The following is a 13385-nucleotide window of genomic DNA, read 5'->3' on the forward strand; positions in this document are numbered from 1 at the left end:
AAAGGAAGGTAAAATGTCTGAACGCGAAAAAATGAAAGCTGGTCAATGGTACGATGCTAATTATGATGAGGAGCTATTAGCTATGCGGCAAAAGGCTCAAGGCTTAGCTAAGAAATATAATGATTGTCTATCCGAAGATTCTCAGCAAAAGGAGGCCTTCTTACGACAATTGTTTGCTCATTTCGGGGATAAGTCTCAATTACTGGCGCCTTTTTACGTGGACTATGGCTTTAATGTCAGTATTGGTGATGATTGCTTTATCAATTACTCTGCCTACTTTATGGATGGTGCACCAATTAGTTTAGGAGACCACTGCTTTATTGGCCCTTTTTGCGGTTTCTATACGGCACAGCACCACCTACAAATTAAAAAGCGTAACCAGGGCCTAGAGCGGGCTCTTCCAATTAAAGTTGGGGCAAACTGTTGGCTAGGAGCCAATGTCTCGGTGATGCCTGGCGTAAGTATTGGTTCTGGTGCAGTGATTGGAGCTGGCAGCGTGGTAACTAAGGATATTCCGGACAACGCCCTAGCTGTCGGGGTGCCGGCTAAGGTGGTTCGTTATATTGATCAAGATGAAGATTTAGCGGATTAAATTGAAAATAGCCTTATAGGCCTTGTATTCTACTTGATAATGATATATAATAGCTCAGTATGTGTTTAACATATATTTATTTCACACTGCGTGGATTGAAACGCCAGGTGCTCTAGCATGAGTAGCGTTTCTTGGAAGCGTAGGCGGAAAAATAACCAAATGGAGGTAATAGATATGTCACAAGTGACTATGAAACAATTATTAGAAGCAGGGGTTCACTTCGGTCACCAAACCCGTCGTTGGAATCCTAAAATGGACCGTTACATTTTTACCGAACGTAATGGCATTTATATTATTGACTTACAACAAACTGTCAAATTATTAGACAAGGCTTACAACGTGGTTCGTGATATTGCTGCTAATGGTGGTAACATCTTATTTGTTGGAACCAAGAAGCAAGCACAACAAGCCATTGAAGAAGAAGCTTTACGTTGTGGTCAATACTACGTTAACCATCGTTGGTTAGGTGGTTTGTTAACTAACTGGGACACCATCCAAAAGAGTATCCAACGCATGCGTGATATTGATCGTATGGAAGAAGACGGTACTTTTGATGTTCTTCCTAAAAAAGAAGTTTCTGAATTAAATAAAGAACGTGAAAAATTAGAGAACAACCTTGGTGGTATGGCTGATATGCCTAGCTTACCAGATGCAATTTTTGTGGTTGATCCACGTAAGGAAGAAATTGCAGTTAACGAAGCTAAGAAATTAAACATTCCAATCATTGCTATGGTCGACACTAACTGTGACCCTGATGATATTGACTATGTCATCCCTTCAAACGATGACGCCATTCGTGCAATCCGCCTAATTGCAAGTACTTTAGCTGACGCTGTACTTGAAGGTAACCAAGGTGAAGATGACGAAGATGCAAGCGAAGAATTAGCAACAGACGAAGATTTAGAAAAAGTTGCTGCCCAATTTGCTAGTGAAAACGAAGAAGCAGAAGGCCAAGAATAATCTAAATCGGTTGCAGTAAAACGCTAAAAATAGTAAGATATAAAAGAGTAGATAGCTATCTTCTTAGGTAACTCAAGCTTCAAGTAGCTTTTACTTATGAGATAGCTATTTTTTTGAAATGAATTCACTCTAGGAGGAAAATAAAATATGGCAATTAGTGCAAAGTTAGTTAAACAATTACGTGATCAAACTGGCGTGGGTATGATGGACGCTAAGAAGGCTCTTCAAGAAACTGATGGGGACATCGATAAGGCTGTCGATTACTTACGTGAATCTGGTCAAATGAAAGCTGCTAAGAAGGCGGATCGTGTTGCTGCTGAAGGTTTGGCAAAGATTTATATTGAAGGCAATACTGCAGCTATTTTAGAAGTAAATACTGAAACTGATTTTGCTGCAAAAAATGACAAGTTCACTGAAATTATCGATGAAATTGGACATGCCTTAGTACAATATAAGCCACAAGATATGGAAGAAGCTAAGGAAAAAGTTGAAATTAACGGCGAATCCTTAGAAGACTACCTTACTCAAAAGACTGCGATTATTGGTGAACGGATTAACTTCCGTCGTTTCACTGTTTTTGAAAAAACTGATGACCAAGTGTTCGGACAATATGTCCACATGGGTGGGAAAATTGCTACACTTGTTTTAGTCAATAGTTCTGATGACCAATTAGCTTTAAATCTTGCCTTACATGTTAGTGGGATTGCACCTAAATATGTTAGTGAAGAGCAAATTCCCCAAGAAGAACGTGATCATGAACGTGAAGTCTTGACTGAACAAGCTAAAAATGAAGGTAAGCCTGAAAAGATTATTGAAAAAATGGTTGAAGGTCGTATGCACAAATTCTATGCTGAAGTTTGCTTAAATGACCAAGACTACTTACTCGATGACAGCATGACTGTTAAAGAATTATTAGACAAAGAAGATGCTTCTGTAGAAGATTTCCGTCGCTACGCTGTTGGTGAAGGAATTGAAAGAAAAGAAGAAGATTTCGCAGCTGAAGTTCAAAGTCAAATGCGTTAATCATCCAGCAAATACTTTGTTGGAAAATACTAATAGGTTGGGTTAAGCCCAGCCTTTTTATTAGAAGGTTAAGGAGCGAATCATGTCTACAAAATATAAACGTATCGTTTTAAAATTGAGCGGGGAAGCCCTAGCAGGCGACAATAATTTTGGAATTGACCCTAAAACAATGAAAAAAATTGCCCAAGAACTCAAGGATGTCTACCAATTAGGGGTTGAAATAGCCATTGTCTGTGGTGGCGGAAATATTTGGCGTGGAAAAACGGGCGAAGAAATTGGTATGGAACGGGCCCAAGCAGATTATATGGGGATGCTAGCTACGATAATGAATGCCCTAGGCTTGCAAGATGCCTTAGAAAACTTAGAAGTGCCTACCCGGGTTCAAACTTCGATCGAGATGCGACAAATTGCTGAACCTTATATTCGTCGCAAAGCCGTGCGCCATTTAGAAAAAGATCGGGTAGTCATCTTTGCTGGCGGAACAGGGAATCCATATTTTTCCACAGACACAGCTGCTGCTTTACGCGCTGCAGAAATTGAAGCGGACGTTATTTTAATGGCTAAAAATGGAGTAGACGGTGTTTATACAGCTGATCCAAAAGTCGATCAAAATGCAGAGAAATTCTCAGAGCTTTCTCACACAGAAGTGATTACCAAGGGCCTACAGGTCATGGATGCAACAGCAAGTTCTTTGAGTATGGATAATGATATTCCGATTGTCGTCTTTAACCTTAACGAGCGTGGAAATATTCGTCGTGTTGTTGAAGGGGAAGAAATCGGAACAACGGTAAGGGGTTAGGATAATGGATATTAATAACTTGTTTACGGAAACAAAAAACCGTATGAAGAAGAGCGAGCAATCATTGCAAAATGAACTCGGCAAGATTCGTGCTGGTGTAGCCAATGCCAGTTTATTGAATGGTATCTACGTCGAATATTATGGGGTTGATACGCCTTTAAATCAAATCGCATCAATTACCATTCCAGAGCCAAGAATGTTAATGGTGACACCATATGACCGGAGTGCCTTAGACAATATTGATCGTGCCATTCAAATGTCGGATATAGGTATAGCTCCTACTAATGATGGGGAAAAAATTCGTTTAGTCATTCCTGCGCTAACTCAGGAGCGTCGTCAAGAATTGTCTAAGTTAGTTGGTCGTGATTTAGAAGACGCCAAAATTGCAATTCGAAACATTCGTCGTGATGCTAATGATACCATTAAGAAAGCAGAAAAAGACGGAGAAATCACTGAAGACGATGCTCGTCGTAATGAAAAAGAAGTCCAAAAAATTACTGATGAAGTAACTGAACGTTTGGAAAAAATTGCTAGCGATAAAGAAGATGAAATTTTAAATAGTTAATCCTTACTTATTGCTTGAATTAGTGACTTTTTATTCCTTCTTTATATTTTAAAGAGGTGAATATGAAGTCACTTTTTCTTTTATTAAGTCCTATTGTTAGCGATTAGAATTCAGCGAGATACTCTTAAGTAATTCTTCCCGCTTTTTTCTCCTTACATGTTAAAATAGGTATTAATTTGAGAAATGAGATTTACAAAATTCCTGACTAATCGGTACAATATAACTAGTATTTATATTTGAGGTGGAAACATTATGAACGAAACGCATCCTTTTGATCCTAATTTAGAAATTCCCCAGCATGTTGCAATTATCATGGATGGTAACGGTCGTTGGGCGAAGGAACGTGGTCTAAAGCGTACTGATGGACACCATGAGGGCCTAAAAGCCATTCGCCGCGTCGCTGTAGCGGCCAGTCAAATCGGTGTCAAGATATTAACTGTATATGCCTTTTCTACCGAAAATTGGAAACGCCCTCGTAGTGAAGTGTCTTATCTCATGAAATTGCCTAATTTAATGGAAGCAGAACTCTTGCCCGAATTGATAGAGAATAATGTTCAGGTTAAAATTATGGGGAATAAAGGCTCAGTGCCTAAATACACTATCCAATCTATTGAAAATGCTATAGATAAGACTAAGGATAACACTGGCTTAATCCTCAATATTGCCTTTAATTATGGGAGTAGAGCTGAGATAGTTGAGGCGGTAAAGGAAATTGCCGGTGAAGTTAAATCTGGGGATTTAGATCTTGACTCGATAGATGAAGACACGATCAGCCATCATCTCATGACCCAACAACTTGCACCTTACAATGACCCTGATTTTTTAATTCGCTCGAGTGGGGAAGTCCGGTTAAGTAATTATTTACTTTGGCAATTGGCCTATAGTGAAATGTATTTTATTGATACTAAGTGGCCTGATTTTGACAAAAAAATCTTTTTATCATGTATTGGCGAATACCAAAGCCGTCAAAGACGCTATGGGGGCCTAAAATAGAATGGATGTATGACTATGAAGACGCGTACGATTACTGCAATTATCGCTTTAGTAATTTTTATACCTTTCTTGCTTATTGGGGGAGGGTATTTTGAAGCTTTAGTTGTCTTGTTAGGAATCGTTAGTTTGAGTGAATTACTAAAAATGATGAATGTCCCGCTTTTTTCTTTTGAGGGGCTAGTTACCCAGTTGATGATGTTAGTTGTCTTACTGCCAGACCGGGTCTTATCTTTTGTTCCCCATTCTCTAACGGTAATGGATCTCTTCTATGCTGGAATCATTTTTTTGTTTATAGCCATGGTTTATTTTCCTGAACAGATGGATTTTAAGCGCCTATGTGCTTTAGCTGTCTCAGCCGTTTATGTAGGTATTGGTTATCATTATATGATTATGACACGACGGTTAGGACTTTTTGCTGTCATTTTTGCTTTTGGTATTATATGGTTTAATGACAGTTTTGCTTATCTAGCAGGCGTTCATTTTGGCCGCCATAAGTTAGCGCCTAAAATATCACCTAATAAAACCATCGAAGGCTCGATAGGTGGGATATTGGCAGGGATCATCTATAGTCTTTGCCTCAATTTTTTTAATGGTAGTTTGAATCTGCCACTCCTTTCAGTGGTTATCTTGGCGATTGCTCTTTGTCTCTTGGGGCAATTTGGCGACCTCATTGAATCAGCCATTAAACGCTACTTTAAAGTGAAAGATAGTGGAAAAATACTACCAGGACACGGAGGCTTACTGGATCGATTTGATAGTCTATTGATTGTTCTGCCAATGTTCCATTATTTAGTGGCATTTTTGTAGTAAGGAGTTTCTATGAAAGCAATTATCGTTTTTATTATTATTTTCAGTGTTATCGTGATATTCCATGAATTTGGCCACTTTATCATGGCTAAACGGTCAGGGATTATGGTTCGTGAGTTTGCTATTGGTATGGGTCCACGTATTTTTCATTATGAAGGAGAAGAAACCACTTATACCCTACGTCTTTTACCAATTGGTGGCTATGTGCGTATGGCTGGTCTTGAAGATATGGATGAAGTCATCGAACCAGGGCGACAAATTAAAGTCGGTTTTAATGATGATCAAGTGATTGATTTAATTTGCTTAGACAGTAATGAGGAAGATATTGAGGCTCTACCGTTGGAAGTGATGGATAGTGACTTGTCTGAGGCTATGTATATTCATGGGGTTCCATTTGGTGAAACTGAATCCAAAAAATATTCTGTTAGCTCAGAAGCTTATATTTTGGAAGAAAATGGTAGCCTAGTGAAAAATGCTCCGCTTGACAAGCAGTTCCAATCAGCCCCTTTAATTAACCGCCTGTTAACTAATATCATGGGCCCAATGAATAATTTTATTTTAGGTATCCTAGCCTTTATCCTTATCGCCTTTCTTCAAGGCGGTGTTTATACCAATGCTCCAATATTAGGGGAGATGGTTGAAAACTCAGCTGCTCAAGAAGCGGGATTAGAAAGCGGAGACCGGGTCATCAAGATTAATGATGAGAAGATCGATAGTTTTACTGACATGCAAAAAATTGTCAGTCAACACCCGGGTCAAGAAGTCAATTTTACCGTTGAACGTGACCAAGAGCAAAAATCTATCGCTGTTCAAGTAGGAGCGGTCGAAACAGATAAAGGTCAAAAAATCGGGCAAATCGGAGTACGTGCACCTCAAAATAAGTCCTTTGGGGCTAAGATCGCTTATGGATTTAAAGCGACTTGGGCGATTGTCGTTGGGATTATTAGCGCAATAGCTTCCATGGTCGTTAATGGTTTTGATATTAATAACTTTGGTGGTCCGGTTTATATGTACCAGGCGACCTCTCAAACTGTAGAAGTCGGCTTTATTGCTGTGTTACAATTAATGGCTTATCTGACTGTGAATTTAGGCATAGTGAACCTCCTGCCTTTCCCAGCCCTTGATGGGGGCAAGGCCTTCCTCAATATTATTGAAGCCATACGTGGGAAAGCTTTAAGTGTGCGGACAGAGGGAATTATTAATTTGATTGGTTTTGTCTTATTAATGGTCTTAATGATTGCCGTGACCTGGAACGATATCTTACGATTATTTTAAATAAAAAGAGAAGCCCTTTTGAGGGTTTCTTTATTTTGAAGGGAGAATGAAATGCTTTCTAACGAAGAGATGTTTCAAACTTTACTTAGGCAAATGCATTGGCAGAGTGATGATGAAAATATTAAGCAGGGGTCTATTGAAGAGGTGATTGTTCACCAAGTCTCTCGCTGCTATCAATTCAATATTCGTTTCCCAGAACGCTTACCTTTTTCTGCTTATCAGCTTTTTTACGCCCAACTGACCAATACTTTTCAAGCCATAGCCAAAGTAAAATTGAAAGTTATTATCAGTCAAGTAAGTACAGCTAGTGACCAAGAAGTGAGTGCTTATTGGCCCGTGATTTTGGAATGCTTGAATTTGTCAGATGGCATGGCTCAACAAGTTTTATATGCTAATCCTCCTAAAATTAACCAGGGGAAGATGTTCCTTTATGTAGAAAATGACCCCATTCGCGAATATGTTGAAACTAACTACGTTCAGGCGATCCTGGATTGCTATCAGCGCCACGGCTTCGATAAGCTAAGTCTGAAGGTTATTGTTGATCAAGCTAAAGCGAATGAGCGGCAAGAGCAATACCAGTCTAGACGTCAAGCGCTAGAGAAGGAAGAACAAGAAAAAGCCAAGCTTGTCCAGGAGCGTAGTGAGCAAGCCCCTTCAAATGCTAAGCAAGTTAAATCTCCAGATCAAATTCGAATCGGTCGGTCTATTCCTAGTGACCAAGTTCAGATAATGAAAAGCTATACTGAAGAGCAGCGTCGTGCGGTAATGGAGGGTGTCGTTTTTGATGTTGAGATACGGGAATTAAGAACCGGGCGCTGCATTCTTGTCTTAAAAATGTCAGATTATACTTCGGCCTTTATTGTACAAAAATTCTCTAATAGTGACGCTGATATTGCCATCTTCAATAGTATCAAGGAAGGTATGTGGCTACGTGTCCGAGGTGATATCCAAATGGATGACCGTTTTGCTAGAGACCTCGTTGTTAATGCACGTGACCTGGAAGCCATTGAAAAGGAACCACGTCAAGATACCATGCCAGAAGATCAAAAACGGGTAGAGCTTCACTTACACACGAATATGAGTGCCCTGGATGCTACGAATTCTGTGACTGATTTTGTCAAGCAGGCGGCCGCATGGGGGCACAAAGCTATCGCTGTTACTGACCATGGTAATGTCCAGGCTTTTCCTGAAGCTAGTCAAGCAGCTAAAGACACTGGAGTCAAGCTGATTTATGGTATGGAAGCCTATGTCGTTGATGATGGAGTTCCTATTGCCTATAATCCCGGCCACGTCGAATTAGAAAATGCGACTTATGTTATTTTTGACGTGGAGACAACCGGTTTATCGGCAGTTTATAACACGATTATTGAAATTGGTGCGGTAAAAATGCATAAAGGCAATGTGGTCGGAGAATTTTCTGAGTTCTTAAATCCGGGCCATCACTTATCTAGTTTTACCACCGAATTGACAGGCATTACCGACAGTATGGTAGCTAATGCTCGTCCTGAACCCGAAGTGATGCAGGATTTCTTGGATTTCTGTCAAGGAACGATTTTAGTCGCTCATAATGCCAGTTTTGACGTTGGCTTTATTGATGCTGCCTATCAAAGAAATGGCTTACCTACCATAGAAAATCCAGTGATTGATACCTTGGAATTAGCTCGCTACCTTTACCCACATTTGAAATCTTTCCGTTTAAACACCTTGTCCAAGCATTTTAACGTCTCTCTAGAACACCACCACCGGGCGATTTACGATGCGACTTCAACGGGTGCTTTGGCATGGATTTTTGTTAAGGAAGCCAAAGAATCTCATGATATGGTTTACCATGATCAGTTGAACCGTGATATAGGTCAAGGAGACGCCTATAAAAAGGGACGCCCCTTCCATGCGACCATCTTAGCCAAAAATCAAAAGGGGCTTAAGGACTTATTTAAATTAGTGAGTGCCTCCAATGTTGACTATTTTCACCGAGTTCCGCGTATTCCCCGCTCGCTCTTAAAGGAACATCGTGAGCATCTATTGATTGGTTCCGCTTGTTCAGAAGGAGAAGTCTTTACTGCTGCCATGCAGAAAGGAAAGGAAACCGCTAAGAAATTTGCTGAGTTTTACGATTACCTCGAAATTCAACCCAAAGCTTCTTATGAACCTCTCTTACGCAACCAAGATATTATCAATAATGAGGCTTTAGAAAATATCATTAACGATTTAGTGGACATTGGTGATGAACTTGGTATTCCAGTGGTAGCGACGGGAGATGCGCATTATCTTAACCCCGAAGATAAGATTTACCGGGAAATTTTGATCAATTCGATAAAATCTAACCGCTCTAAATATTTTCCTAGAGCCCATTTTAGGACGACCAAAGAAATGCTTGATGATTTTGCCTTTTTGGGTGAAGAGAAAGCCTTTGAATTAGTCGTTACTAATTCTAATGCCATAGCTGATTCTATTGAATTTGTAGAACCTATTCACGACAAGTTGTATACTCCTCATATCGATGGTGCTGAAGAGTCCATTCGTAATGATGCTTTTACTAAGGCTCATGAAATTTACGGGGAGAATTTACCTGAACTGATTGAAGAAAGATTAGAACGGGAATTGGACAGTATTATTGGTAACGGTTTTGCAGTGATCTATTACATTGCGCAAAAGTTAGTGTGGAAATCGAATGAGGATGGTTATATTGTTGGTTCTCGGGGGTCAGTGGGCTCTTCCTTTGCTGCCACTATGTTAGGTATCACTGAAGTTAATCCTCTTCCCCCACACTATGTCTGCCTGAACTGCCATTACAGCCATTTCTATACCCATGGCGAAATTGGATCTGGTTTTGACTTAGAAGATAAGGATTGTCCCGAATGTGGTCAGCCTTTGTCTAAGGATGGTCATGATATTCCGTTTGAAACCTTCTTAGGTTTTAATGGGGACAAGGTACCTGATATCGACCTTAACTTCTCCGGAGAATACCAAGCCCAAGCCCACAACTATACCAAGGTTCTCTTTGGGGAGGACCACGTATATAAAGCCGGAACCATCTCTACTGTTGCTGATAAGACCGCTTTTGGCTATGTTTTAGGTTATGATCGAGACCATAATTTAAACTTAAGGCAAACCGAAAAAGATTTTCTCGCCAAAGGGGCTACCGGGGTAAAACGAACAACTGGACAACACCCGGGTGGGATTATTGTTATTCCAGAAAACATGGACGTTTATGATTTTACCCCGATCCAATACCCTGCCGATGAGCAAACAGCTGATTGGCGGACCACCCACTTTGATTTCCATTCCATTCATGACAATGTCTTGAAATTAGACTGCCTGGGTCACGATGATCCTACGGTTATCCGTAAGTTACAAGATCTTTCGGGAATTGAGCCGACAGATATCCCAATGGATGATCCCGAAGTCTATAAACTATTTAATGGAACCGACTCCCTTGGGGTGTCTCCAGATCAAATTTTTTCCAAAACCGGAACCCTGGGTATTCCTGAATTTGGAACGCCTTTCGTTAGACAGATGCTAGAAGCTACTCATCCCAGCACTTTTGCTGAATTATTACAAATTTCAGGTCTATCTCATGGTACTGATGTTTGGCTGGGGAATGCCGAAACCTTGGTTAGTGAAAAGGGCATGGAATTAAAGGATGTTATTGGTTGTCGGGACGACATTATGATGGATTTGATTCATATGGGAGTTCCTAAAAGCGATTCTTTCCAAATTATGGAAAAGGTAAGAAAGGGGAAAGGGCTGTCACCTGAACATCAAGCGATCATGAAAGAACATGAGGTACCAGAATGGTACATGGATTCCTGCGAAAAAATTAAGTATATGTTCCCTAAAGCCCATGCGGCTGCTTATGTGATTAATGCCTTGCGAGTAGCTTGGTTCAAAGTGCACCATCCTATCTGGTACTATTGTGCCTATCTCAGCGTCAGGGCTGAAGATTTTGATTTGAAAGCCATGGCAGGCGGTTTAGAATCGAACAAGGACCGTCTTAAAGAGATAAAGGCTAAGGGTAATGATGCCAGTGCCAAAGAAAAGGCCCTACAAATTGTGCTAGAATTAGTCAATGAAATGTGGGAGCGTGGTTTGAAATTTAAGATGGTTGATTTAGAGAAATCAGACGCCAAAGACTTCGTTATCGAAGGAGATGATACCTTAATTGCGCCATTCCGTGCTGTTTCTGGACTAGGTGTCAGCGTGGCTCAACAAGTCGTTAAAGCCAGAGAAGAATCTCCTTTCTTATCAAAAGAAGATCTGAAGATCCGTGGTAAGGTCAGCCAATCAGTTATCGATCATTTAGATGAGTGCAATGCACTAAATGGCTTACCGGAAGAAAATCAATTATCTTTGTTTGACTTTTAGAAAAAGGGAAAACTTATTATATAAAACAGGGCTGTCTAAAGGGGTAGCCCTGTTTATTTATTATAAGTTTGATCTAGCCTGCCAGGATGCCTTTTACTAGCTAATCGCTAGATTGCTATGTTACGATCAAAGTAAACTTATTTTTATTTGTTCATATTCACTTTTAAAGTGACTGAATCTTTTGAAGAGAGGAGCTGTTATGATGCAAGAAATGATTATTACCATTGTTGACCATAAATATGGTCGCGATGTGATCAAAACTGCCCGGGAAGCGGGAGCTGTCGGAGCTACTGTCGTTAAGGGACGTGGAGCGGGTTATAAAGATTATGAAGCCGCTTTTGATGTCACCATCGAAGAAGAAAAAGATATTGTCTTAATGGTGGTAGATAGTGAAAAGGTAAGTGCCATTTCCCAGGCTATTGTTGAAAAAATGAACCTAAGATCACCAAATTCAGGAATTACCTTTTCCCTACCTGTCAATAATACGACCGGTTTATTGCGTGAAATTGAATAAAATCTGAAAGAAAGGAGAGCGTCTATGGATGTTTTAATTGATAGTTTTAAAGAAACAGCTTACTCGGTATTACCTGTGGTGGCAATTGTATTAGTGCTATCATTTTTTGTGGTTGATGTGCCGGCTAATATGTTGCTCGCTTTTATTATCGGGGCGATTTTACTCATGTTAGGGCTGACGATTTTTCTAACTGGTATTGATGTGGGGATGACCCCAATTGGAAATCACTTAGGTCACTATGTTGCCGGAAATAGCTCGGTTAAGGTCATTGCAGTAATCAGTTTTATTATTGGTTTTGCAGTGACTATCGCTGAGCCAGACTTATTGATACTGGGTCTGCAAATTCAAGAGGCGACTTCAGGTGCCTTGAGTCAGCAACTAGTCGTCTTATCAGTCTCTATTGGTGTGGGGATCATGATTGCATTTGGAGTATTTCGACTCTTGAAACGAATTGCTTTAAAGCATTTCTTTGCACTTGTTTACGGAATTATTTTAATACTAGCTATTTTTTCTGAAGATTCTAACATTGCTATGGGCTTTGACGCTTCTGGCGCGACTACAGGGGCATTAACCACTCCCTTTATTTTAGCCTTGTCAGGTTCCCTTGCCCAAAGGATGGGGGGAAAGGACGCTGAAGACAACGCCTTTGGTCTGGTTGGCGCCATGAGTACTGGGCCAATCTTAGCGACCCTTTTACTGATTCTATTATCGCAAAGTAATATTCAACCAGCTGAATCGGTGGTTGAACCGACACAAAATGTGTTTTATGCGATTGTATCCAGTTTTCTGCCGACTCTAGTTGAATCGATTATTGCCCTTATCCCGATTGTTCTCTTATTTATCTATATGAACTGGAGACATTTCCAACTTGATAAAGAAGAATTGATGGATATTTTTAAAGGAATTATTTATACGGTGATTGGTTTAACTATTTTCCTAGTTGGTGTCCATGAAGGTTTCATGGATATGGGGAAATTCCTTGGCCAAGCCATGGCTGAAAGAGGAAATCTATGGTTAATTATTACTGGATTTATTCTTGGTTTAGTTGTTGTCCTCGCTGAGCCGGCTGTCCATGTCTTGGGAGACCAAGTTGAGGATGTTACGGGTGGATATATTCCTAATAAAATCCTTATGATTGCACTCTCCATAGGGGTGGCTCTAGCAGTTGGTTTGTCCATGTTACGAATTTCCAGTGACCAGTTAATGGTCTGGCATTTCCTCTTACCTGGTTTTGCCTTGGCCATCCTCTTGTCTTACCAAGTCCCTAATCTATTTACTGGGATCGCTTTTGACGCTGGTGGGGTAGCTTCTGGTCCGATGACAGCTACTTTTATTTTAGCCTTTGCCCAAGGAGCAGCTGACTATCTCCCCAATGCAAATGCATTAGATGCCTTTGGTGTGATTGCTTTTGTTGCTATGATTCCAGTGATCATGGTAGAATTACTCGGATTAATATTTAAGATTCAAACAAAGACAAGTGATTAAGTATAAG

At 40.2% G+C, this 13385-nt stretch carries 11 protein-coding genes; all 11 read left to right on the forward strand.

The window, feature by feature from the left end:
• Positions 1-13 precede the first annotated feature (13 nt).
• The 11 genes from DBT50_RS04610 (at position 14) to DBT50_RS04660 (ending at position 13378) form a co-directional block, all read left to right on the forward strand.
• Positions 14-592 carry a sugar O-acetyltransferase gene (locus DBT50_RS04610; protein WP_070560270.1) on the forward strand — a complete coding sequence of 193 codons (579 nt, stop codon included), beginning with the start codon at positions 14-16 and terminating at the stop codon, positions 590-592.
• A gap of 174 nt (positions 593-766) precedes the next feature.
• The gene (rpsB, locus tag DBT50_RS04615; RefSeq protein ID WP_060778203.1) at positions 767-1552 is read left to right on the forward strand and encodes a 30S ribosomal protein S2; all 786 of its coding nucleotides are present in this window, start codon (positions 767-769) and stop codon (positions 1550-1552) included.
• A gap of 147 nt (positions 1553-1699) precedes the next feature.
• The gene (gene tsf, locus DBT50_RS04620; protein ID WP_060778204.1) at positions 1700-2575 is read left to right on the forward strand and encodes a translation elongation factor Ts; all 876 of its coding nucleotides are present in this window, start codon (positions 1700-1702) and stop codon (positions 2573-2575) included.
• 82 nt (positions 2576-2657) lie between these two features.
• Positions 2658-3374, forward strand: a complete 717-nt coding sequence (gene pyrH, locus DBT50_RS04625; RefSeq protein WP_013669226.1) for a UMP kinase — start codon at positions 2658-2660, stop codon at positions 3372-3374.
• Between the two features lie 4 nt (positions 3375-3378).
• Positions 3379-3939: a ribosome recycling factor gene (frr, locus tag DBT50_RS04630; RefSeq protein ID WP_013669985.1), complete on the forward strand. Its 561-nt coding sequence runs from the start codon at positions 3379-3381 to the stop codon at positions 3937-3939.
• Between the two features lie 252 nt (positions 3940-4191).
• Positions 4192-4932, forward strand: coding sequence for an isoprenyl transferase (locus DBT50_RS04635; RefSeq protein ID WP_070560268.1), 741 nt, complete (start codon positions 4192-4194; stop codon positions 4930-4932).
• A gap of 15 nt (positions 4933-4947) precedes the next feature.
• Positions 4948-5739: a phosphatidate cytidylyltransferase gene (locus DBT50_RS04640; RefSeq protein WP_111853188.1), complete on the forward strand. Its 792-nt coding sequence runs from the start codon at positions 4948-4950 to the stop codon at positions 5737-5739.
• A 12-nt stretch (positions 5740-5751) separates the two neighbouring features.
• Positions 5752-7014: an RIP metalloprotease RseP gene (gene rseP, locus DBT50_RS04645; RefSeq protein WP_111853189.1), complete on the forward strand. Its 1263-nt coding sequence runs from the start codon at positions 5752-5754 to the stop codon at positions 7012-7014.
• Between the two features lie 51 nt (positions 7015-7065).
• Entirely contained in the window at positions 7066-11379 is a 4314-nt protein-coding gene (locus DBT50_RS04650) for a PolC-type DNA polymerase III (protein WP_111853190.1), read from the forward strand.
• A 202-nt stretch (positions 11380-11581) separates the two neighbouring features.
• A complete protein-coding gene (locus DBT50_RS04655; protein WP_049776761.1) occupies positions 11582-11893 on the forward strand; it encodes a P-II family nitrogen regulator in 312 nt (103 codons plus the stop codon).
• A 24-nt stretch (positions 11894-11917) separates the two neighbouring features.
• Positions 11918-13378, forward strand: coding sequence for a DUF1538 domain-containing protein (locus DBT50_RS04660; RefSeq protein WP_060778210.1), 1461 nt, complete (start codon positions 11918-11920; stop codon positions 13376-13378).
• The last annotated feature ends 7 nt before the right edge of the window (positions 13379-13385 follow it).

This window comes from Aerococcus tenax (assembly GCF_003286645.3).
Lineage (GTDB): Bacteria > Bacillota > Bacilli > Lactobacillales > Aerococcaceae > Aerococcus > Aerococcus tenax.